Origin of the sequence: Candidatus Enterovibrio escicola, from assembly GCF_002464935.1 — a bacterium.
Taxonomy (GTDB): domain Bacteria; phylum Pseudomonadota; class Gammaproteobacteria; order Enterobacterales; family Vibrionaceae; genus Enterovibrio; species Enterovibrio escicola.
In genome coordinates, this window is record NZ_NBYY01000015.1 from 1 (window position 1) to 24,928 (window position 24,928).

14 protein-coding genes and 7 pseudogenes are annotated in these 24,928 nt (G+C 40.3%); 8 read left to right on the forward strand and 13 right to left on the reverse strand.

The genetic code is table 11. The annotated features are described in order from the left end of the window. The 3 genes and pseudogenes from BTN49_RS17665 to mgtE all read left to right on the forward strand — a co-directional run. Positions 1-663, forward strand: a pseudogene (locus BTN49_RS17665) (IS5 family transposase); the annotation flags it as partial. Between the two features lie 129 nt (positions 664-792). Next, positions 793-1,532: pseudogene (locus BTN49_RS17670) on the forward strand (IS256 family transposase); the annotation flags it as partial. 726 nt (positions 1,533-2,258) lie between these two features. Further along, positions 2,259-3,626, forward strand: a complete 1,368-nt coding sequence (gene mgtE, locus BTN49_RS06240; RefSeq protein WP_097356470.1) for a magnesium transporter — start codon at positions 2,259-2,261, stop codon at positions 3,624-3,626. Between the two features lie 232 nt (positions 3,627-3,858). On the opposite strand, the gene pmbA is transcribed toward mgtE, so the two are convergent. Further along, positions 3,859-5,199: a metalloprotease PmbA gene (pmbA, locus tag BTN49_RS06245; protein ID WP_097356471.1), complete on the reverse strand. Its 1,341-nt coding sequence runs from the start codon at positions 5,197-5,199 to the stop codon at positions 3,859-3,861. 383 nt (positions 5,200-5,582) lie between these two features. Between pmbA and yjgA the strand changes: the two genes are divergently transcribed. Next, positions 5,583-6,104, forward strand: coding sequence for a ribosome biogenesis factor YjgA (gene yjgA / locus BTN49_RS06250; protein WP_097356472.1), 522 nt, complete (start codon positions 5,583-5,585; stop codon positions 6,102-6,104). A gap of 606 nt (positions 6,105-6,710) precedes the next feature. On the opposite strand, the pseudogene BTN49_RS22140 reads toward yjgA, so the two are convergent. The 4 genes and pseudogenes from BTN49_RS22140 to BTN49_RS13005 form a co-directional block, all read right to left on the reverse strand. Continuing rightward, positions 6,711-7,599, reverse strand: a pseudogene (locus BTN49_RS22140) (IS982 family transposase). A 430-nt stretch (positions 7,600-8,029) separates the two neighbouring features. Then, positions 8,030-9,475: a metalloprotease TldD gene (gene tldD, locus BTN49_RS06260; RefSeq protein ID WP_097356473.1), complete on the reverse strand. Its 1,446-nt coding sequence runs from the start codon at positions 9,473-9,475 to the stop codon at positions 8,030-8,032. Positions 9,476-10,008: 533 nt separating this feature from the next. Next, positions 10,009-10,335 (reverse strand): transposase, encoded by a 327-nt coding sequence (locus BTN49_RS20655; RefSeq protein WP_223823915.1) that lies wholly within the window; start codon positions 10,333-10,335, stop codon positions 10,009-10,011. 325 nt (positions 10,336-10,660) lie between these two features. After that, positions 10,661-10,891, reverse strand: coding sequence for a hypothetical protein (locus BTN49_RS13005; RefSeq protein WP_146679216.1), 231 nt, complete (start codon positions 10,889-10,891; stop codon positions 10,661-10,663). Positions 10,892-11,269: 378 nt separating this feature from the next. Between BTN49_RS13005 and BTN49_RS06270 the strand changes: the two genes are divergently transcribed. The 4 genes and pseudogenes from BTN49_RS06270 to BTN49_RS19090 all read left to right on the forward strand — a co-directional run bounded on the left by BTN49_RS06270 (position 11,270) and on the right by BTN49_RS19090 (position 14,215). Further along, the gene (locus BTN49_RS06270; RefSeq protein ID WP_097356475.1) at positions 11,270-11,947 is read left to right on the forward strand and encodes a LuxR C-terminal-related transcriptional regulator; all 678 of its coding nucleotides are present in this window, start codon (positions 11,270-11,272) and stop codon (positions 11,945-11,947) included. 97 nt (positions 11,948-12,044) lie between these two features. Continuing rightward, positions 12,045-12,929 (forward strand): annotated as a pseudogene (locus BTN49_RS22145) (IS982 family transposase). Positions 12,930-13,472: 543 nt separating this feature from the next. Then, positions 13,473-13,610 (forward strand): annotated as a pseudogene (locus tag BTN49_RS20660) (IS1-like element transposase); the annotation flags it as partial. Positions 13,611-14,092: 482 nt separating this feature from the next. Then, positions 14,093-14,215 carry a hypothetical protein gene (locus BTN49_RS19090; RefSeq protein WP_263363904.1) on the forward strand — a complete coding sequence of 41 codons (123 nt, stop codon included), beginning with the start codon at positions 14,093-14,095 and terminating at the stop codon, positions 14,213-14,215. A 435-nt stretch (positions 14,216-14,650) separates the two neighbouring features. On the opposite strand, the gene hflC is transcribed toward BTN49_RS19090, so the two are convergent. From hflC to BTN49_RS22150, 8 genes and pseudogenes are all read right to left on the reverse strand, one after another. Further along, positions 14,651-15,538 carry a protease modulator HflC gene (gene hflC / locus BTN49_RS06285; protein ID WP_097356477.1) on the reverse strand — a complete coding sequence of 296 codons (888 nt, stop codon included), beginning with the start codon at positions 15,536-15,538 and terminating at the stop codon, positions 14,651-14,653. Between the two features lie 2 nt (positions 15,539-15,540). Then, the gene (gene hflK / locus BTN49_RS06290; RefSeq protein ID WP_097356478.1) at positions 15,541-16,701 is read right to left on the reverse strand and encodes an FtsH protease activity modulator HflK; all 1,161 of its coding nucleotides are present in this window, start codon (positions 16,699-16,701) and stop codon (positions 15,541-15,543) included. A 41-nt stretch (positions 16,702-16,742) separates the two neighbouring features. Then, entirely contained in the window at positions 16,743-18,050 is a 1,308-nt protein-coding gene (hflX, locus tag BTN49_RS06295; protein ID WP_097356479.1) for a ribosome rescue GTPase HflX, read from the reverse strand. Between the two features lie 26 nt (positions 18,051-18,076). Next, entirely contained in the window at positions 18,077-18,346 is a 270-nt protein-coding gene (hfq, locus tag BTN49_RS06300; protein WP_097356480.1) for an RNA chaperone Hfq, read from the reverse strand. 97 nt (positions 18,347-18,443) lie between these two features. Continuing rightward, on the reverse strand, positions 18,444-19,370 hold the full coding sequence (miaA, locus tag BTN49_RS06305) for a tRNA (adenosine(37)-N6)-dimethylallyltransferase MiaA (protein ID WP_097356481.1): 927 nt from the start codon (positions 19,368-19,370) through the stop codon (positions 18,444-18,446). After that, positions 19,363-21,372, reverse strand: a complete 2,010-nt coding sequence (gene mutL / locus BTN49_RS06310; protein ID WP_097356482.1) for a DNA mismatch repair endonuclease MutL — start codon at positions 21,370-21,372, stop codon at positions 19,363-19,365. The genes miaA and mutL overlap by 8 nt, the downstream gene beginning before the upstream one ends. A 240-nt stretch (positions 21,373-21,612) precedes the next feature. Continuing rightward, positions 21,613-22,525 (reverse strand): annotated as a pseudogene (locus BTN49_RS06315) (IS5 family transposase). Positions 22,526-23,997: 1,472 nt separating this feature from the next. Continuing rightward, positions 23,998-24,833 (reverse strand): annotated as a pseudogene (locus BTN49_RS22150) (IS982 family transposase). Between the last annotated feature and the right edge of the window lie 95 nt (positions 24,834-24,928).

A 24,928-nucleotide genomic window follows, 5' to 3' on the forward strand; every position in this document is an offset into this window, starting at 1 on the left:
TCGATTAAAACGGAACTGATGGTGAAAGGCATTTTTAAACTCCCTCTTCGTGGAGTATAAGGCTATCTCAATTCGGTTTTTACGTTGATGAATGTCCTGCTCTGAAATCCCCTACATACATCTGCATTAGTAATGTATTCAAAGACCGTAGAAGTTAAGTAGCGTTTGCCTAGTCGAGGAGCTATCGCCCCCGTTGTTATTAATGCTGCAGGCTTAAAGGTATACGACGAAAGTAAATAAAAAATGCGTAAATACGGTAAGGAAAATCGGCATATCTGGCGCAAACTTCATCTTGCCGTTGATGTGTTTACTCATGAGGTTATTGCTGCATAAGTTAGCTTAGTTCTGTGGATGACAATGAGGTTTTACCTACATTGCTTAACCCATTACGACGCAAGATACAGCAAATCAGTGCTGATGGAGCCTATGACACAAGAGCATGTCACCACGTACCAAAAAATAAAGGAATAACATCCAGTATTCCACCTCAAAGCAACGCGGGGTACTGGGAGGAAGGGCATCCTAGAAATGAAGCTGTAAAGGCTTTAAAATAGGACAAACTGGTGGAGTGAAAAAGTAAAGGGTTATTACAAACTCTCATTAGCAGAGACAGCAATGTTTCACTATAAACAGTTGCTTAGCCCTAAACTTACTCTTAATAATTAACCTGAGCTGCGCATAAGAAATGAACTAAATACCCAGATCTAGCATTTTAGGCACCGTAGTTATATCAACTTTGTAGTCAACTTGCTGGCGAGGCTCATCGCATATTCATTTCAACCAAAGAAGCTGATCAGGAAGGATGATAAGCTTTGCCTGCTTGTTGTCATCAGTGTCGATGATGCCGATCACAAGGAAGTGCTAGCCGTTGTCGATGGGTACAGGGAGTCATAGGTCAGTTGGTTTTAAGTTCTATCATAGCTAACGTCCCAAGGTATCAGTATCGCTCCTGAACTCGCCATTGGCGATAGCGCTTTAGGTTTTTGGAATGCAGAATACAGTGACAAAGCATTGGCCAACGACGCGTCATCAGCTCTGCTTGGTACACAAAACGGCCAATGTATTAAACAAAGTCCCAAAATCTTTTTAACCAAAAATGAAAGAAACGCTTCACGATATCTGGATGGAAGAGACACAATAAGAGGCATATAAAGCCTTCGGATAGTTCGAAACACAATATGGTGCTAAATATCCCAAAGCAGCAAAGTGCCTGACCAAAGACAAAGTGGAAATGCTAGTATTTTACGATTTTTCTGCCCAGTCTTGGACACATATTCGAACGACAAACCCCATTGAATCAACGTTTGAAACGGTGAGGCTAAGAACGAACAAAAACAAGAATTGTGGAAACCGCAAAACGACACTGGCAATGGTCTGCAAACCTATGCGAATCGCTGAAATTAACTACCGTAGGCTAACGAGGTTTTGAATTACTTGTGGATATCATTAAAGGCGTAAAATTCAGATATGGCATTCGTGAAACAAACATCAACCATCCTAATACTACTCTGGAAGCTGTGCACCAAGTTTGATCATAGCTCTTGGAATCATCGATATCAATAAAACAAGCGTCTAAATTAGTCAGGATAACATCCTTTTGAGACTGATGATTTGATTTAAACGATCAGATCGCAACTTGGGCATTTAGTTCATCTATATAATATATGCAATTCAAGTTAGAAAGATATTAAGATGCAACCGGTTTAGCTTGTACGCCAGATTTTTCATCAAGCTGGTTGAATTAGCACAGGGTTTTAATGCCGATTTAACAATTACAAAACCGGATCAAACGGTCACCGAAAATAGTGTCATGACCATTTTTTTTGCTAGACTAAATTGAAGGTGAGTAGATCACAATATCTGTACAAGGAGTGGTGACACATAAAAAGCGTCACTTGTCTTCACTGCATAAACAAAAGCAAGCTTTAACGATAATAGCTGACATTATCTTGAACATCCATTCGCTATCACATACTTAATGTATCCTCATTCCCCTCTACACGATCATGCATCAAATAAGTGAGAAATTGTGCCAGCATGACAGACAATTCACTTGTATTTCTAATCAACCATGCAGATAGCATACTTTTTAATAGTGATTATCATCATGAAAAATAGAACTTTTATACAAAAACCTGCTATTGAATACACAACCCTATGTACTTTCATGGGACTCAACCTAATTGGCAAAAGACAGCCTGTGCAGATTGCGCTAGAATTCATGCCATTTCGTCAACCACTGTTAAACGGACAACATCATGGTAGAAAATTACGAAGTAGAGCATTCCAACCAAACAGATCAAATGCTTCAGGAAGTTAACGACGCCTTAGAGAACGGTATGTTCATCCAGGTTCGACGTATGCTCGAAGACATGGAGTCCGAAGATATAGCTTATTTGCTTGAAGCTTCCCCACCAAAAATCCGTCTGATTCTATGGCAACTGACCTACCCAGAAAAACAAGGTGAGATTCTTGAAGAGCTATCAGAAGATGTAAAAGACGGCATCATGGTACGTATGCAACCAGAGCAACTTGCTGCAGCGACAGAAGGCATGGACACCGATGACGTTGCCTACCTTTTACGAAGTCTTCCGAATGAAGTGTCTAGAGATGTCCTAGCACAAATGGATGCACAAGATCGCGCTCGCGTAGAACAAGCACTGGCATACCCTGAGGGTACTGCGGGAGGTATAATGAATACCGACGTGGTAACCATTCGATCAGATGTCACTGTAGATGTCGTACTGCGATACCTGCGTATGAAAGGTGAATTACCAAAAGCCACCGATGCCTTATATGTAGTTGATGAAAATAGCCATCTGATTGGCTCCCTCTCCCTATCTACTCTGATGACTACACAGTTAGACACCAAGGTGATGGATATAATGGAAGACTCCCACGAAGCCATCTTTGTTAACATGAATGACAGTAAAGTGGCGAATCTATTTGAGCGTCGGAACTGGGTATCTGCTCCTGTTGTTGATAAACAACACCAACTGGTTGGTCGTATTACTATCGATGACGTGGTTGATATTATCCGTGAAGATGCAGAACACTCCATGATGAGCATGGCGGGTTTAGATGACGAAGAAGATACCTTTGCACCCGCTTTCAAATCTGCTCGCGGTCGCAGCATTTGGTTGAGTGTGAATATTCTCGCTGCACTCACCGCTGCCTCTGTTTTAAACCTATTTGAAAATACACTAGAGCAAATGGCAGACATAGCTATTCTCATGACCATCGTGCCCTCCATGGGAGGGGTCGCCGGAAACCAAACCGTTGCACTAGTGATCCGTGGCCTAGCTCTCGGCCACATCCGTCATTCCAATACACGCTGGTTAGTAATCAAAGAAGCTTCAGTTGGCTTATTCAATGGTATCTTTTGGGCCTGTATCATTGGTAGTGTAATCATCTTTTGGAAAGGCAATTGGATGCTAGGCAGCATTATTGCTGCGGCGATGCTCACTAACCTAGTCGTTGCGAGCATCGTAGGCGTCACAGTCCCAATCCTTCTTAAGAAAATGAAGATCGACCCTGCTCTTGCTGGCGGTATGGCTCTGACCATCACAACAGACATAGTTGGCCTTTCTGTCTTCCTTGGTCTAGCAACCATTTTTCTTATTTAGATTCCATTAATAGAGAACGGTTGCAACTGAATGGACCCCCCATGATCTTATTAACCTGAGCTGCGCATAAGAAATAAACTAAATGCCCAAGTCCTTATGCAGTCAATAGTTTTTTTAAATGATTAGATCGCAACTTGGGCATTTAGTTTATTTCTTATGCGCAGCTCAGATTAATTAAAAGCCTTGGGAAAGCAAGTACTATCGACAACTATACGACATAAGATATGTAGTATTATTCACCACCAATCTTCATTGATTCAATCAATATTGATCCTGTTTGAATCTGGGTACGAAATTCAGTATCGCTACCTACCGCTACAATCTGTCTGAACATATCCGACAAATTGCCGGCGACCGTTATTCCACTGACGGGATACTGAATTTCTCCGTTTTCTATCCAGAAACCCGCCACGCCACGTGAGTAATCGCCAGTCACAATATTCACACCTTGCCCCATGAGTTCGGTAACCAACAAACCAGTGCACAGTTCTCTCAGCATTTGATCAAATGTTTGACCTGTATTACCAACAAACCAGTTGTGAACACCCCCTGCATGACCAGTTGGTTGTATACCGAGCTTACGGGCCGCATAATTAGTTGCCAAATATGTCTGCAATTCACCACTTTTGATGATATTCAAATCACGCGTAAACATGCCTTCCCCATCAAACGGGGCACTAGCCATGCCTTTTAGGATATGAGGTCGCTCATAGACTTCAAACCATTCTGGAAAGATTTGATGACCCACCTTATCAAGCAAGAAAGACGATTTACGATAAATATTTGAACCACTAATCCCCATCACAAGATGATCTAATAACCCTGTTGCCACATCAGCCGCAAATATAACAGGTACTTTCCTCGTACTTAAACGACAAGGTTCAATGCGATCTATCGTACGTTTAGCAGCCGCAATACCTACTTGTTCTGGTGTCCAAAGATCTACTTTGTCACGTGATACGGAATAGCTATAATCACGTTCCATACCTTTATTGTCTTCAGCAATTACACTACAGCTAATGCTGTGACGACTAGACGCATAGCTCCCCAACATACCATGGCTATTACCGTAAACACGAATACCATAGTGACTATCGTAGCTGGCACCGTCACTAACCTTTATGCGTTTATCAAAGTTTAGCGCAGCACGTTCAGCGGCAATCGCTATTTCCGCGGCTTGATCAGGTTCCAGCTCATTTGGGTAGAATAAATCCAGATCAGGATAGTCATAAGCCATCAGTTCTGCAGGAGCAGGGCCTGCAAAAAAGTCTTCTGATGTATAATTCGCAATATCTAGGGCTGCAGCAACGGTCTGTGCAATAGCCTTTTCTGATAAATCAGAAGTCGAGGCACTGCCTTTACGTTGGCCTCGATATACAGTAATACCCAACGAACCATCACTATTAAACTCGACACTTTCCATCTTACACATGCGTGTCGCCACACTGATTCCTGTAGTTTTAGTAACAGCGACTTCTGCAGCATTTGCTTTTCTTTCCGCAAGCGCTAAAGCGTCACTTACTACAGTTTCTAGATCAATCCGTTGTTGAACAACCTGCTGTTTCACGTCCATAAAGTCTTAAATTAGTGTGTATTACTAATAAGCATACCATTCAGAATGAAGAAAATGCTTAAAAATAACAGCAGAATTCGACATTCTTGATAAGATATACTCAAATAACTTGAAAATACTCGATTTTAGATGTTATCTGTTCGTTTAGTTCAAAGCGAATCGTTATAAGAATAATCAGTCTATTTCACGAGTATTTAACGCACAGATACTCTCCCGTAGGGCAAGTTTACTGATTCCATTCTCATATTTATCCCTTTTTAATAGAACTCATTGCACTTATAAAGAAATGCCTTGATCATGATACCAATAAAGCTCGCTGAAACCTGCATCTTCAAGTTGGTTGGGGATACTGATTAAGTACGTTATTAACCTCTGGAAATGTTATGACCCGTAGAAATAAACAAGAACCTTCGAGAAATGAGGCGAACATCATTTTGGTTAGCCGAAGCGAGATGAAGCGTAAAATGAAAGCACTACAAGCACTTGGTGAAGAGTTGGTCAAACTAAGTCCTGCAGTATTGGCGAAGTTTCCGTTGAAAAATATCCTTCGCATCGCAATTACGGACGCACAACGTTTTAGCAAGGAAGCAAAACGACGTCAACTGCAATTAATCGGTAAACTTATGCGCACAATTGACCCTGAGCCAATTCAAGCAGCATTGAACCTCCTCAACAATAAACACGGTCAACAAACCATTAAATTACAAAAACTAGAAAGGTTACGTGATCAGGTAATCGTAGAAGGTGATAAAGCCATCGATGAAGTGCTTAAGAAACATCCTTCTATAGAACGTCAAACTTTGAGACAGCTTGCTCGGCAGGCTAGAAAAGAGCAAAAAGACAACAAGCAGGCTAAAGCCTCTAAGGAGATTTTTAAATATCTAAGAAACCGGAACTGCGTATAAGAGATGAACTAAATATTCAAGTCGTGATCTGATCGTTTAAATAGACCATCCGTCGCAAAAGGACGTTACCATGAATAACTTGGATGCTGTTTTTACGATGTCGCCGATTATTGTCTATTTTTATCAATCAAAATATCGTGATTCTGAAACGCATTATACGCAAGGTGTCTGCCGTCACCTATAGCTAGATAACTATAATGTTAGACAATGCGTGAATGGCTTATAGTTTAGATTTTCACCAGAGAGTTCTAGCCTACAAAGAAGAACAGGAATTAACGTTTTAACAGATAAACGTTAATTTTGATGTTAGAATGCGGATCTTATTTCGTTTGGCTAAGAAAATAGAGTTTTGTGTTATACAAATAAACCCGCTACAAAAATTGATGAAAATATTTTACTTAAGGATGTAGATAAATTCCCTCATGATTAACAGTGGGAGCGATTACAACACCATAATATCACTCAACCTGTGATTCACTCTGCATTGAAGCGCCTCAATATCACTTTTTAAAAATTCTGTTTCATCCTAAATCTTGTAAACAAAAATACCAAGACTTCAGCGAAAGAATAGAGAAACATCAAAAAGAAGATAAACCCATCATCTACTTAACCTAATATCTGCATAAGAGCTTGCTTATCAAACCTAGTCATCTTGATGTTTTTCTTCTTTGGTTGAAATGAATACGCTATAAGCCCCGCCAGTAAGTTGCCTATAAAATTGATACAACTACGGTGCCGAGAATGCTTGATTTGGGATATATTTTTTAGTTGATCAAAAACGGTTTCAATAATAAATCATTTCCAAAACATCAGGCGATCCCAAAGTTTCACCACTTTAGGTTTCATATCTTTTTCACACCCGTTATCAGTGTCACTCCCTTGTCTGCCACTTCCCGCTCCAATGGACCAGAGATATAACCTTTATCTCCGTATAAACACCCCAAAATCTCGTCAGCCATTTCAGATACAGGCTTTCTATCATCCACATTAGCTGTCGTCAATTTGATCGAGATAATGCCACATTGGTCATTGATAATAAGGTGTAATTTGAAACCGTAGAACAACCATATCGTTCCTTTTTCTTGCTCCGCCATGCCTTTAAAAACCTAATATCTGAGAATTCGTAGGTTGTGACAAACCTGTAGCTTGGACGAATCAACGAAAGCAATCTCTGTCGACCTTACCTGACGGTAAATGAGGTAAGAGCAAAGCGAAACTAGAACACCTTGCATGAGTTTGAGCATCCTCGTGTAGCTAACTAATTCAGGAAATTTGTTGGTGAGGTAGCGACAAACAAAGTGGATGTAATAGGTTTTTAAGTCTCAATACCCAGATTGATGGAAAGCTATTACTATCGTCATCACTTCGCTAACTGAGAGGAGAGAAGGCTTGTTTCTTTGTTTGATACTGGAAGAAATTAGGTGATTTTTCCATGCAGGAAGAAAAGTCTGGCAGAAGTCATCAACATCGCTAAAATAGTGTCTAAGTTATTCATGGCCGAGTCCTTGTGCAATTAATAGTTTATTTTAAACGCTCAGATCGCGACTTTGACATTTAGTTTATTTATTATACGCCGCTCAGATTACCTAGCTATCAATGATATTAACTATAAGAAAACCAGAGTGATATCTACCAACAAACAGCATCTATAAACGCTCCTATAAGACAATATTAAATAAATTCAAGCAAAGGATATCTAGAAAAACCATACGTAAACCTTGATTTGAGGAGTAACAAAAAATCTTGCAGAGTGGATAATTGATTAAACAATAAGCGAACCCATCATGGAAAATATGCTGTAGTCTTACGCTCCTTGAAACATTAAACACCGGAGAACTAGTTGGAGCGAGAAAGAATTTAGCCAAAATTTAATTTGGCATATACAAACCAAAATAAGGAACTGTCATATCAATTCTAAGCTAGAGCTATTCCGTACCACCGACTGTCATTGCATCCAACTTCACAGTTGGTTGACCTACACCAACTGGTACGCTTTGTCCTCCTTTACCACAAACACCCACACCACGATCGAATGATAAATTATTTCCAACCATTGACACTTTTTGCATGGCCTCGATACCACTACCAATCAAAGTAGCTCCTTTTACTGATGTAGTCACTTTTCCATTTTCAATCAGGTACGCCTCACTGGTAGAGAACACGAACTTACCAGACGTAATATCTACCTGACCACCACCAAAGTTAGGCGCATAAAGACCATATTCAACACTACTTATTATCTCTTCCAAGGTACTTTCACCTGGTAACATATACGTGTTGGTCATACGAGGCATTGGTAAGTGCGCATAAGATTCTCGGCGAGCGTTACCAGTAGGTGAAACACCCATCAAATGTGCATTATGTTTATCTTGCATATACCCTTTGAGTATACCTTTTTCAATCAATACATTGTATTGCCCAGAGACACCCTCATCATCTATATTTACTGAACCACGTCGGTTTTGCATCGTACCATCATCAACAATGGTACAAAGTGATGACGTGACTTGCTTCCCAATTTTGTTAGTAAAAATAGATGATCCTTTGCGATTAAAGTCGCCTTCTAGGCCATGTCCGACTGCCTCATGCAACAATACACCAGGCCAGCCTGCACCTAAAACAACAGGCATTGTTCCCGCTGGGGCGCCCTTCGCATAAAGATTCACTAACGCCTGCCGTACTGCTTCATCAGCATAATCTAACGCGACTAGTTTACCGTTTTCTTCACTAACAAAATACTGGTAACCAAAACGGCCACCTCCCCCTGACAACCCGCGCTCACGACGTCCTCCTTTCTCTACCAGTACACTGACTGACAAGCGAACCAGTGGACGTATATCTGCAGCATAGGTGCCATCGGTAGCCGCAATTAGCACTTTTTCATAAACGCCGCTGATACTAACAGACACTTCTTGTATCAAAGGCTCCTTAACCCGAATATAGGTATCAATCTCTTTCAGTAATGCAATCTTTTCTTGCTTGCTCATACTCTGAAAAGGGTCAATAGCTTGATACACTGAAGGATACTCACGGGTGGTGAAAGCAGAAATTTTTAACTTACCACCCCTGTCTGCGATACACCGTGCCGCAGTGGCACTTTGTATCAACGCATCCGCGTTAATTTGATCTGAGTAAGCAAAGCCAGTTCCTTCACCACTAATCGCACGAACACCCACTCCACGATCAATATTGAAGGAGCCATCTTTGATTATACTATCTTCCAAGAAGAGTGACTCATGCCAACATGATTGAAAATAAATATCGCCGTAATCGATATTTCTTGCTGCCAAGTGTTCCAACATTTGGCTGAGGTGGTTCTTGGTAACACCTGACAGGTGAAGTATCGTTTCTTCGACGTGTTCCAGATTCATATATTCACTGCTCTTTAATACTGAAGATAACAACCGCAACACGTCATAGGACGTGATGCGATAGGTCAACTAATAATAAGATGAGACTACGCTATTTCATCGCGCATTGAAACCGAGCTTGCTATAAGATTATTATCTTACTACATATGGCGCTATTCGTGGTGAAATCTACATCTATCCAAGTATTAGCTACTTGATTTTATAACTAACTCATGATTAGATCCCCATGGATCTATAATCATCGAATGATGATAGGTTTTCATTCACCCTAATGTCTAACATATTTTGCTGTCGCCAATATGGATATAGGCCAGAACTTCTTCTAATTATCAACTTTGTGACCTATCCTCATATACATGCATCCTGATACACATCTAAAACCATCTTCCAGCGCAAAAATACCTAGCTGACTGTTCTCAAAGAGAAGGTTAACAAGATCAATGATGCCGTTATTGGGAACATCACTAAAATACTAGACTATGCCACCATTGTCTTCAGCATCCTCAAATACCGCTACACCCACATCAAATTCATCAACCTGACCTATAAGTTCCACCACATATAGTTTTTAGGAGGAAATTTCTAGGTGAAATAAGACCGAAATCGGTTGAGTGAGCGTTAAATATTAATAAGGTTATTAATGAGCATTTTCCAAATAGAACATTCTGGCTAAACAAACCCGCAATATCATAAAACTCCCATCGAAGTCTTCTGTAACTAACGGATTTAAGTGAGTACACAAGTTTTGCAACGCTGAAAGTGTTTGGTGATGTTGAGATTAACAAGTAAACGTGATTGCCTTCCCCGTTACATTCACTAAGCTTGGCATCAAACTCCAAGCAAAGCTCTTTAAATGTCACTTCAAGAAAAAGTGGTTCAACTAATCCCAATGAATAACATTGGCTTAACAGATGAATTTGAAGGGATCAAGAAAATATCATCACAAGAAATTATAGTGGCTCATCACCACTCAGTGGTGTTAAGTGAGCATATTACCCCCCGAAGGCTCAAGCCTCGGTAACCCCTTACAATATAGTCCAATGTATTATGAAAATGAAATTAAACCGTTACAAAAACTCTTATTAGGAGTTAACCGCATCATGCCTAACGATAAGAGGATTACTTTAAAGTCACTCATCGAGAATACCTTGCATGAGCTGGAGAATTTTCGTGTAGCTGACTAATTTAGGAAATTCGTTGTGAGTAGCGATAAACAAAGTGGATGTAATAAGTTTTAAAGTCTCCATACCTCGATTGATGGAAAGCTATCACTATCGTCATCACTTTGCTAACGGAGAGGAGAGAAGGCTTGTTTCTTTGTTTGACACCGGAAGAAATTAGGTAGTTTTCCCATGCAGGGAGGAAAGTCTGGAAGAAGTTTTCGATATCGAGGAAAACAGCGTCTAAGTTATTCATGCCCAAGTCCTTATGCAGTTAATAGTTTTTTCAAACGCTCAGATCGAGATTTGGGCCTTTAGTTCATTTCTTATCTGCAGATCAGGTTAGTTTAGTGACTTTAAAACGTATTAGACGCAATTTATCTATAGGTAAATTTCATAATTTAATCCGAGATACTTATGATCTAGCGTAACAGTTATTATCTAAATTCAGGGGCATTTTATTCGGATACGAGTTTTACCCTGATCAATATATGGGAGTGATGATATAAAAGTGATACGAAAATCTGTTTACTTTGACAATTAGAATGCTGCAACTTCAAACGAGATGGGTATACTGGCTGTTTAGCGGAAAACGAAGGGCGCTTCGTCACCATTATAAACATTAAGGATCCAAATGCCGATCATTGATAGCACCTCGGACAAGTACACCATCTTACTTGTTTCAGAGCCGAGCATGACGATCAATGCGTTGATTTCATGCCTAGATAAAAAAATAAAAGGCACCGTGGCATTGGTGAAAAAACAGGAAATTGGCGACAAGCTGGCAACCTCGTCAGGCTTAGTATTGGTAGACATAGGTGCGTTTGAGGTTGATGTCATAAGTTACTTTAAGCGAATCCTTGCACCATTTAGTGAACAGCATATCTTCGCGCTATTTAATGCCCACGATCTCTCCGCCAAAGAACTGGCAAGTTGGCCATTTATCACAGGCGTATTTAGAAAAGAAGACGACCTTGAACACCTCTGTCATGGTATTGAGAAAATGCTATCTGGAGAATATTGGTTACCCCGTCAAAAGCTAGCAGAACTTATCCACTATTATCAAAAGAATAACAATAATGTGATTGATTACTCTAAACTCTATTTAACTAACCGAGAGCAGCAAATACTTCGGAAGCTCGTGACTAGTGCCTCCAATAACGAAATTGCTGATAGTCTGTTCGTTTCTGCACACACGGTTAAATCTCACCTTTACAATATTTTCAAAAAAATTAATGTAAAAAATCGTGTCCAAGCCGTTTTTTGGGCAAAAAATAATCTTTCTGTTGTTGGACTCGATTACCAAGATTGATAATTATTTAACCTGAGTTGCAGATAAGAAATGAACTAAATGCCCAAATCTCGATCTGAGCGTTTGAAAAAACTATTAACTGCATAAGGACTTGGGCATGAATAACTTAGACGCTGTTTTCCTCGATATCGAAGACTTCTTCCAGACTTTCCTCCCTGCATGGGAGGACTACCTAATTTCTTCCGGTGTCAAACAAAGAAACAAGCCTTCTCTCCTCTCCGTTAGCAAAGTGATGACGATAGTGATAGCTTTCCATCAATCGATGGTATGGAGACTTAAAAACCTATTACATCCACTTTATTTGTCGCTACCTCACCAACGAATTTCCTGAATTAGTTAGCTACACGAGGATGCTCAAACTCATGCAAGGTGTTCTAGTTTCGCTTTGCTCTTACCTCATTTACCGTCAGGTAAGGTTGACAGGGATTGCTTTCGTTGATTCGTCCAAGCTACAGGTTTGTCACAACCTACGAATTCTCAGATATTAGGTTTTTAAAGGCATGGCGAAGCCAGAAAAAGGAACGATATGGTTGTTCTACGGTTTCAAATTACACCTTATTATCAATGACCAAGGTGGCATTATCTCGATCAAAGTGACGACAGCTAATGTGGATGATAGAAAGCCTGTATCTGAAATGGCTGACGAGATTTTGGGGTGTTTATACGGAGATAAAGGTTATATCTCTGGTCCATTGGAGCGGGAAGTGGCAGACAAGGGAGTGACACTCATAACGGGTGTGAAAAAGATATGAAACCTAAAGTGGTGAAACTTTGGGATCGCCTGATGTTTTGGAAACGATTTATTATTGAAACCGTTTTTAATCAACTAAAAAACATATCCCAAATCAAGCATTCTCGGCACTGTAGTTGTATCAATTTTATAGGCAACTTACTAGAGGGGCTTATAGTGTATTCATTTCAACCAAAGAAGAAAAACATCAAGATGACTAGGTTTGATAAGAAAGCTCTTATGCAGATCTGAGGTTAAATTATTCATGCCCAAGTCCTTATGCAGTCAATATTTTTTTTAAAACGATCAGATCAAGACTTGGCATTTAGTCCCTCTATTACGTTTAGCTTAGTTTATGTACTGATAGCAGGTCTGTTACACTCCACTATTATTCGTATTATGTCAGGTGTCGAACCGTGTTAATTACAACACTGCTTTATCAGCTGGATGAGTTTTGTTTCCAAAACACTTGATTATCAAGTTATTAGAATAGATGGAAAAACGCTTCGTCGTTTCTATACCAAAACAATTTGAATATGTTTGATTTGAAAGGTAAGCAGAGTATCCAGTTCAAGGAAAATCCTTATAGGAATAATCTGTCATGCATTTCATAGAATACTCTTTGTGTAGAAGAGTATTCTTTTGTATGGTGATAATTATAACTATCGTTGACGTTCAATATAGTTTTTACCCGCACACAAGAACGGTTAAAAAGCATGGTGGAGGTCGTGGGGACGTCACCGCTATCCTTGCCAGTCATGTTATCGAACCTTCCAGCGTCAATATACATGCACAACTTATAAGACTGAGATAAAAGAGAAAATTATTGAATTTACTATGTACAATACGGGTATCCGTAATTCATATCGAGTGCTACACATCAGCATTAATGCGGTTATCCGCGTTTTAGAAACCGGACATCCCGCTGTATAACCATATTTCCTCTTGATGTACAGGAAGTAGTGCTTATCTGCAATATAGATGAGCAATCGTTTTTCGTCGGTAACAACAATAATCATCTAGATATGATATGCTTAGGAGCTTGGATTGAAACGGCATTGAGGGTGAAAGGTATTTTAATCTCCCCCTTCGTGGATTAGAATGCTTTCTAAATTCGGTTTTTACGTTGATGAATGTTCCACAGAAATCACCTACATACACTTGCATTAGTAATGCGATCAAAAGCCGTGGAAGTTAAGTACCGTTTGCCAAGTCGAAGAGCTCTCACCACGCACTCAAGAATAAAAGAATAACGCCCAATATTCCACTTCGAAGTAACGCGGAGTACTGGGAGGAAGGGCATCCTAGAAAGTAAGTTGTAAAAACGTTAAAAGAGGACAAACAGTAGGGGTGGAAAGGATAGGGTTTATCATAAACTCTCATTAGCAGAGATAGTAATATTTCGCTATAAACGGTTGCTCAGCCCTAAACTCACTCTTCGTGATTACAATGCTCTAGTTGGTGAAACGTTGGCAAATATGGCAGCAATCAACGAAGTTATAAGAGTCAGTATTCCTGTTCGACAGCAAATAAATTAAAATTTTAGAGAAAACTGGGAGCAGGGCATCATAAGCCTTCTTTAAGCAACAGCGCCTTTTCGAAGGGTATTCTATTATTCTATTTCTTCCCGAGAACAAACACATTGTTGGCAAGCTCCATACTCAACATATTAGGAGGGAGGATTTGACCCTCCATCCACGCTTGTAACGGATTAATCTAAAAACTACTGGATACTCAAAATCAACCAAAATATACGACGAAGTGATCGGGATATTCTTTGAACGTGAGTATTGCCTTTAGAACATAATCAACTTATTGAATTCATGATAATGAATCATCGATATCAGTAAAAAATCATCTAAATTAGCATACCAAAGTCTTTATACGACAGAGGATTTGATTTAAACGCTCAGGTCAAGAATTGAGCCGTTAGGTCATTACTTATGCGCAACTCAGGTTAATTAGTATAAACCTTATTGAATTATAGCATTTGGCTGTTTCATGTATTGAAAGAACTCACTATTCGGATCGAGCACCAGAATATCACCTTTGTTGTTAAAACTATTTTCATAGGCTTTCAAGGAGCGAAGAAATTTATAAAATTCAGGATCCTTAGTGAAAGAGTCTGCATAAATCTTCGCCACGGTTGCATCCGCTTCTCCTCGGGTTACACGTGCTGTCCTCTCAGCTTCTGCCAACAATGTAGCTACTTCAAGTTCTGCTTGAGCACGAATAACTTCTGCTTTCTCACGACCTTGAGAACGGTGACGACGTGCTACAGTTTCACGTTCTGCACGCATACGCGCGTAGATAGATTCGCTAATTTCTTCGGGTAAATTAATCTTCTTAATCCGAAGATCTATCACCTCTATACCGAGATCATCAGCACTTTCTCGTACTTCCTTCAGTACATCGGCCATCACCTGCTCACGTTCTTCAGATACAATTTGTTTAATCGTCTTCGAACCAATTTCAGCACGCAGTCCATCAGCTACCTTTCTTTGCAATAACGCCTCTGCCGTCAACCGATTACCACCACCGGTAGATAGATAATATTGACCGAAGTTTTTAATACGCCATTTTACATAAGAATCGATAATCACATCTTTTTTCTCTGACGTCACGAAACGATCCGATTGATCATCCATAGTTTGGATTCTCGAATCTAATTTTTCTACACGGTCAAACAGCGGAACCTTAAACTGTAAGCCAGGCTCATAAATATGGGTCTGATTATCATCAGTTTTTAATATTCGACCAAAACGAATAACCATGCTCTTCTCCCCTTCCTTAATCACGAAGACTGACATCAGTCCAATAAAAGTAGTAAGGATAATGAGAGGAATTAATAAATTACGCATAATTAATATCTCCCAGGGCGTGATGTTGATTGACGTGGTGTGGACGTACCTGGAGCTACTGTCGTATTTTCCAGCGTCAGGCCATAGTCCGGAGCACTAATTTCACCAGAATAACGTTTTTGAGGTGTTTGAGGTGTTTGATTCATCAACTTATCCAAAGGTAAGTACAGTAAGTTATTTCCACCTTCCTGAGAGTCGATCAACACTTTACTCGTACGGGAAAACACGTTTTCCATCGTTTCAAGATAGAGACGAGCTCGTGTCACTTTTGGGGCAGCTAAATACTCAGGCAGCAACTTGTCAAACTGCGCAACGTCACCTTGTGCTCCATTAACCGTTTTCTCATGGTAGCCGAGTGCTTCTTTTTTTAAACGTTCAGAACGACCTTTTGCCTTTGGTAAAACGTCGTTACGATACGCCTCTGCCTCACGAGTAAAACGCTCTTCATCTTCTCGCGCTGCAATAGCGTCATCAAAAGCATCTTTCACCTGTTCAGGTGGACGCGCGGTATCGAAATTCACATCCACAACTAAAAGGCCCATGTTATAACGATCAGTAATCCGGTTGATTTCCACCTGAGTACGCTCACGGATTTGTTGACGCCCCGTGGTTAGGATTTCATCCATCACCGCATCACCAACCACCGCACGCAATGCTGAATCAGTCGCCTGACGTAAACTATCATCAGCATTTGTCACTGAATACAGATATTTCTGTGGATCAGCAACACGGTACTGCACATCCATTTCGATGCGAACAACATTCTCGTCTTTGGTCAGCATATCACCTGAACCCCTCAGCGATCGAATCGCTTCAACATTGACAGTTGTAACTGTATCAATGAAGTTTGGTTTCCAATTTAACCCTGGAGGTACAATATGACTATACTTGCCGAAACGCAGAACCACACCACGCTCCGCTTCACCGATGGTATAGAAGCCTGATACACCCCAAATGATCATACCTACAACAACGATTACACCTATTCCCGCAATATTGCCACCACCAATGGACGGCATCTTACCCCCAAACAGACCACTCAGTTTATGAGTCAGTTTACTAAACACTTCATCGAGGTCAGGTGGGCCTTGGTTTCGACCTCCCCGTTTACCCCACGGTTCTTTATCCTGACCGCCATTGCTTCCTGGTTCATTCCACGCCATTATAACACTCCATCAATATGATATGACGATAGTCTCTTGCCTTAGATTGTAACATTCCATTCACTGACAATAAAGTCACCAAATTTACTGCCTTCCCGTTTTTTTAATCTCATCCAATCGATCTGAGTTAACCGAACATCTATCAGCAAATATCCGTCTGATTCGTATTCTTCATGTAAAATACATCTTAACCGACATAATTTACTGTACATTCTACCAATCTCTGTGGGAGGAATACGTAGGCGATAGTTTACCATAGTACCAACCAACCTTTCAGTCATTGCTTCGAAAAGAAGATCTATACCTTGATCTGCAAGTACTGATACCCAAACAATACTAGGAACGCCTTCCCCATTACGTTCAATATGGGGACTAGCTTTTTCCACACAATCAATCTTATTCATCACCAACAAGGTCGGCACTTCATGAGCTTCAATTTCTTCCAAAACCACATTAACAGCGTCAATATTTTCTTGAAAACGATCATCACTTGCATCAATCACATGAAGCAGTAATGTTGCTTCTTGTGTTTCTTTCAGAGTTGCCTTGAAGGCCGCGACCAGATCGTGTGGCAAATGACGAATAAACCCGACCGTATCAGCCAAGATAGTGTCGCCAACATCAACCACTTGAATCTTGCGTAAAGTCGGGTCTAATGTCGCAAATAACTGCCCTGAAGTATAAACACCTGCCCCTGTGATACGATTGAACAACGTTGACTTACCAGCATTAGTATATCCCACAAGTGATACTGTAGGTACTTCTGCTCGGATTCTTGCTCGTCGACCTTGCTCACGTTGTTTAGCGACTTTATCAAGCCTCCGCAAAATCCTTTTTACGCGTTCACGCAGCAAACGACGGTCGGTTTCAAGCTGACTTTCACCGGGACCTCGTAAACCAATGCCACCTTTCTGACGTTCAAGATGCGTCCACCCTCGGATTAATCTGGTTGCGATATGACGCAGCTGTGCAAGTTCAACTTGCAACTTACCTTCGTATGTTCGCGCTCGATGTGCAAAAATATCCAAGATCAACCCTGTGCGATCAAGTACACTGCACTGAAACAAACGCTCCAGATTACGTTCCTGTGAAGGTGATAATGTATGGTCAAATATAACGATATCAGCCCCAGCAATTCGCACTATATCAGAAATTTCAAAGGCTTTACCTTCACCAACAAAGTATTTTGGATGCGGGGATTGACGCCTACCTGTAACCATTTGCACCTTACACATCCCCGCTGAGGATACTAGACTTTCAAACTCACTGAAATCTTCCCATCCGCCATTTTTGGTGAAATCAATATGAACTAAAACTGCCTGTTCACCGGCTTTGTAGAGGTCAAACAATCAAAAAACTCCTTGCCAAAAGATTTTTACTCCTCAGTATCTTCTTGTGGACGTTCATTAAGAGAACGATTGGTTAAATTTTGATGATAGTTCACAGGGCGAGAAGGTACCACAGTCGAAATCGCATGCTTATATACCATTTGATTTACAGTGTTTTTCAATAAGATCACAAACTGGTCAAATGACTCAATCTGACCTTGAAGCTTAATACCGTTAACAAGATAAATAGAAACAGACATACGTTCAAGACGAAGAGCGTTCAGAAATGGATCTTGTAGAGATTGCCCCTTAGCCATTTTTAATTTTCCTTATTTTAGATAGAGTTGTCTTTTTCAACAAAAAGATCAACGACATCACCTACAACAATCTGAGTATACTCCGATCTATCTGAGATTAGGTTAAACACTTTTCGACTATTTGTAACGATAATGAAGTGTTGTCGCTATCAAGCCATGTCAAGTTGTCCCAACTTTTCAACCAAGTAATCTGACGCTTGGCTAACTGACGAGTAGCACACACTCCACGATAAATTGCATCATCAAGTGAACAGTTACCAGACAAATAATCCCATATCTGACGATAACCCACGCATCGGATAGATGGCAGATCTGGATTTAGATCCCCACGGCCACATAGCATACTTACTTCCTCCTCGAAGCCTGCTTCCATCATTGCCTGAAAACGAAGCTCAATCCTGCGATGTAACTCACTCCTTTCTCTAGGTGCTATTGCAAACTGGTAAACCTCGTATAATAATGGGTTGTTTGTGATTTTAGTTAACTCTGTAAGAGTTTTACCCGAAACACGAAAAACTTCCAGTGCTCTAGACAAACGTTGCGGATCATTCGGATGAATTCTTACCCCAGAGATAGGATCAATCTCGCACAGTTTTCTGTGAAGCACTTGCCATCCATATACTGAAGCTTCCTGCGCAATTTGCTCTCTAATAACAGTATTTGTAGCAGGCAAAGGTGATAAACCTTTCAATAAGGCTTTGAAGTAAAGCATTGTACCACCAACCAAAAGAGGAATTCTCCCTCTGGAGACAGTTTCCGTCATAGTTCTCAGGGCATCTTGACGAAAATTTGCGACGGAATAAGCCTCAGAAGGATCACGAATATCAATCAAGTAATGAGGTGAAAATGCCAGTTCTTCCGCAGTTGGTTTCGAGGTTCCTATGTCCATACCACGATAAATAAGCCCACTATCAACACTAATAATGTCTACTGGAAACTGTTGCTTCAGTGCGATCGCTAGGTCGGTCTTTCCCGATGCCGTTGGCCCCATTAGGAAAATCGCTTTAGGCTTCCCGTTAATCATATAAAAATGCTTCTATTGCTGCTGCCACATCAACTGGACGCACCAACCTAGAATAATATTCCGCCAGTTTTCCCTGCCAGCAATACTCAAGTTCAGTGACCAATGTAACTGCCTGAGAAAATCCATACTTACCACTCTTTTTCGTTGCCTTATCTGCCAACCATATAGCCATGTCATCGGAAGGAAGTTGTATTTCTTTGTCTGCTTGCAGCGACAAGAAATACAATAATTGAGAAATAAAATGCTGCAAATTGTGCTGACGAAACGGTTGGCACACTGCCATGACCATAATATGGTTAGATGATTTCTTTCGCAAAACAATGCCAAATTGTCGCAATAAAGTGTCATATTTTTCAAACAATTTAATTTCTTGAATAGACGCTGGGATGGTTTGTGGAATTAGTAAAGGTTGTGCTTTTAGACCTTGTGGATGTAGTCTTAAATGTAACTGACCGAACGTAAGCAGATAATTAGCAACATCTAAATCTAGCAGTGCTATACCCTCGGTACGTTGCACTAACAAATAATGAGATGCAATGATCGTTAATGCCTTTCCAAGGCTGTTATACTCATCCCCAACAGGCATGGCCGACATTACAGTTGATGCTTCTACCACGCAATGATCTGCCTGCTTATCAGGGTTTATTATCAATTCTGAATAAGCAAGTTGCATGGCTTTCGCCGGTGAGGGTGAGGTTGAATAAAAAGTATTAGATGGATACTGGTAAGTAAAGCTAGACCTCGGACAATAATACGAACTTTCGTCTTGCCTAAGACATACCATTGCCTCATTAGAAGAATAGGATGCTTCCATTTTCCGAAACGTTGTCGATCGACAGCGTTCATTATTATTCGCCAATGCCAATTGTGCGCCTGATAAATTTAATACGCTTGACGACTGTAATGAGTATTCCTTTAAAAGAGGCTGTTTATCTTCATCAGCACCCTCGAAATGTTTAATGTCCTGTTCATCTTTACTACCTAAAGAAGACGGATCAGATGCCATAATTTGTTGTAACGCATCAGACACCGCTTGATAAATAAAGTCATGAACTAAACGACTTTGATGGAAACGTACTTCATGTTTAGTAGGGTGCACATTAACGTCGACTTGGTGAGGATCGATATCGATATAAAGCACATAAGCTACAAATTGACCGAGTTTTAACATGCTTTCGTATCCCTGACGAATCGCATGGTTTATCAATTTATCCTTCACCATTCGTTGATTGACAAAACAGTACTGAATATCGTTTTGTACTCTAGCACCTTCCGGCAGACAAATCCAACCATGAAACGACAAATTGAGATGTTCGAGGCTTACCTGTACTGAAGTCTTGATAAACTTAGATCCACACACTACTGCAAGTCGTCGCTTCCGATGTACATCATTCGATGCCGCACGGTATTGGCGTATAATAATACCATTATGACGCAGCGTAACGGCGACATCAAATCGACTCAATACAATACGTTTCAATAATTCAGTGATATGACTAAATTCGGTTTTATCGGTGCGAAGGAATTTACGTCTTGCCGGTGTGTTGAAGAACAGATCCACCACTTCTACCGTCGTACCAACAGGATGTGCTGCTGGCTTCACCTGCACCGACATATTTCGCCCTTCGGCATACGCGCTCCACGCTTCTGCCTGCATTTCGGTACGAGAGGTCAAGGTCAAACGCGATACCGAACTGATACTCGCAAGCGCCTCGCCTCGAAAACCAAGGCTGGTAATGGCTTCAAGATCGTCAAGACAATAAATTTTGGAGGTGGCATGGCGACTTAATGCTAGTTCAAGCTCACCTTTTTTGATACCACAGCCGTTATCTCGAATACGGATAAGTTTTCTACCACCCTTTTCAATATCAACTTCAATCCTGGTTGCACATGCATCAATACTGTTTTCCACCAACTCTTTAACTACTGAAGCTGGGCGTTCAACCACTTCACCCGCAGCAATTTGGTTGGCTAACCGTGTCGATAAAATCCGAATGGCCATTGGTTAACTCCTAAGCCTGTATTTGATATGTTTATTGTGATCTAAGTATAATGCTCACACTCAATGAAGATTCCTACCACCTTATCGTGCATTTCCGCCTATCTTAAATGTTCGATAGATGTTCTGATTGACTTGTTTTAAACAGGTACGAGAAATAAAAATTTTCTCACTCAACGGCATTGTTGATTAAATCAGGCTTATAACGCACTGATCCCAATATTTTTTACAGTCTTAATTTGTCTACTGGAGAACAGGCATACCGAGTCTTATAACCTTTATTCATGGCTTGTACATTTGCCAGCGCTTCACCAACTTGAGCATTGTAATTACGAAGCATGAGTCTAGGGCTGAGCAAACTGCTTATAGCGAAATATTACTGTCTCTGCTAATGAGCGTTTGTGATAGACCAAGGCCTTTTTTCCTCCGCTGTTTTATCCTCTTTTAACGCCTTTACAGCTTTATTTCTTGGCTGTCTTCCTCCCAATAGCCAGCCTTGCTTCGAGGTGGGATACTGGGCGTTATTCCTTTGTTTTTTAGTACGTGGTGACATGCTCTTATGTCATAGGCTCCATCAGCACTGACTTGCTGTATCTTTCATCGTAATGGGTTAAGCAATGTAGAAAAAACCTAATTATCACTCACAGAAACTAGGTTCACTTTTTCAGCAATAACCTCATGACTAGACACATCAACGGTGAGATGAAGTTTGCGCCAGATACACCGCGTCTCCTTAACGTATTTACGTGTTTTCCATTCACCTTAGACATATACTTTTAGGCCTGTTGTATCAATAACAACGAGGATGATAGCTCCTCGACTCGGCAAAAGGTACTTAACTTTTACGGTCTTAGATCCCATTACTAATGCAGGTGTATGTAGTGGATTACAGCGAAACATTCATTAACGTAAAAACCGAATTGAGATATCCTTTTAATCCACGAAATGGGAGATTGAAAATACCTTTAACCATCAGTGACATTTCAATTACGGTATCCGAAAATATAAATCAACGGCCACGATGACCGTGATGCTCTAGACAATGCCATGCCTTGATGGAAGCGGCATCTATCCAAAAAGTGACTGAGCCACAGTTTACTAATGCTTGATTATATTGTTTCCAGTGGCTGATCTTGTATTTGTGTTTTCCCCTTATCACCTCCCGTTTAACTCCATGATGACCTGATTGTAGGAATGGCGATTCGTTAAGATATTTTGGAAACAACGCCCATCTTTCCTCTCAATAAGTTGCATTTAAAGCTTGCCTATCATATATTTATTCTAGAGGAATATAATCGTAGACACTGTAACCATAAGTATATTAAGAAGTCACCTTATATTCAGATAAGTGTCATCAAAAGATGATTAAATATCCTTTAGCTACGACGGTCAAAAGCGTGAGTCATGACCGTTTTCAATCGAAGTTCCCAAGTATAACAAAGCCAGCGCTTATTGTTCTTATTGCAAAATAAATACTCTAAATTTAAGTCTGGAATAAGACACTTTTCAATCAAGTTATTAATGCCATTTTTTTAAAAAACGGCAAGCTGATTAAACCCTAAATATTTCTTAGGTAGATAATTCTTCCTTTCTTAAGCAAAGGTCATTTTTTCATGATCGGTAAACTCTGTACCGTTGTCTGACGTAAGGATTTTGAACTCATGGAAGGTGGAATTTATAATATCAATAAACGTTACTACTACGATAAGAAGCAAAGATTTATGCCAAGTCCTGATAACAGTATCAATTTCTAAAAGACAAAACTATGTCTTCTCGTCTGTAATATCAGTCCGTTTCTCAATGCCAACTCGGTTCTTTATTTTTACCTTATCGCCGATGTTCATCTTAATTCTGTAGAATTTTCCCTGATGGGGAAGATCCTTGTATTAGAGCCCCACCATTACCTATGTCATACCCTATATAACGATAAATCGTGCCTTCACTGAGCATCACATCGTGCTTTAGAACCAGTTCGGCGCTAATTATATCAGGTGACGTATGCGTACTTAGACCTTCATGCATGAATACATTCATTCTCTCTCAATACTATCAAAAGATAGCCCGTTCTGGGTGTTTGAGTGGGTTTACTTAGCCTGTTTTGATGCAATGCGTTGACAGTATATGCCGTGCAAATTATTTAGTGCATGGCGCTCTATTTCTCGACTGTGGGTGGAGTGAGCACAGCCACGTGTTTGGGTAATTTGGTTAAAAGAATCACACGCATCCAATCGTTACTCAATATAAAATCTGGCCTTGTTATTTGACTGTTTATGAGTCATTCACATCTCCAAACCAAAAGAGGATGCAGACAGTGTACTTCAATCTGGCTGACTCTTCGCTAGCTTGTGCATTTCACCTGACGGAGGGCATTTTACTATCTTTTCATGATGAAATAATTCTCGACAATTATCTATCTCCATCGTATGGATATGCTTTTTTATGGTATCAGTAAATCTATTCTCGCTACGGTGATATCACCTGCCAGTTTCGATATTGCTTTTAAATTAACCTGAGCTGCGCATACAAAATGAACTAAAGGCCCAAGTCGCGATCTGATCGTTTGAAAATAACTATTACCTGCCTAAGGACTTTGGCATGCATAACTTAACCTCAGATCTGCATAAGCGCTTATTTATCAAGCTGAGTCATATTGATGATAGTTTTTTTGGTTGAAATGAATACGCATAAGCCCGCCAGCAAGTTGACCATAAAGCTGATACAACTACGGTGACGAGAATGCTCTATCTTAGGATATGTTTTTTAGTTGGTCAAAAACGGTTGCAATAATAAATTATTTCCGGAGTATTAGGCGGTCCTAAAGTTTCATCAGTTTTGATTTCATATTTTTTTCACACCCGTTATTAGTGTCCGCCCTTGTCTGCAAGTTCTCGCTCCAATGAACCAGATATATAACCTTTATCTCCGTATAAACAGCCCAAAAGCTCGTCAGGAAAGTCCAACACAGGCTTTCTATCATCCACGTTAGCCGTCATCACTTTGACTGAGATAATGCCACCTCGGTCACTGATAATGAGGTCTAGTTTGAAGCCATAAAACTACCTTATCATTCCTTTTCCTCGCTTTGCGGTACCTTTAAAAATCTGATATCTGAGAATGTATAGGTTGTGACAAACCTGTAGCTTAGACGAATCAATGAAGGCAATCCCTATCGACCTTGCCTGACGGTGCTGAGGGAAAACAGAGTAGAACCAGAATACCTTGATGAACTTGAGCATGCGCGTGTAGCTAACTAATTCAGGAAATTCGTTGGGGAAGTAATGGCAAACAAAGGGGATGTAATACGTTTTGAAGTCTCGAGATCCAGATTGATGGAAAGCTATCACTATCGTCATCACTTCGCTAACGGAAAGATGAGAAGGCTTGTTTCTTTGTTTAATTTCGGAAGAAATTAGGTGTTTTTTCCATGCAGGGAGATAAGTCTGGCAGACAGAGTCTAAATTTATTTAATACCCAAGTTTTTATGCAATCAATAGTTTTTTCAAACAGGCAGATCGCGACTTTGGCATTTAGTTCATTTCGTATGCGCAGTTCAGGTTAG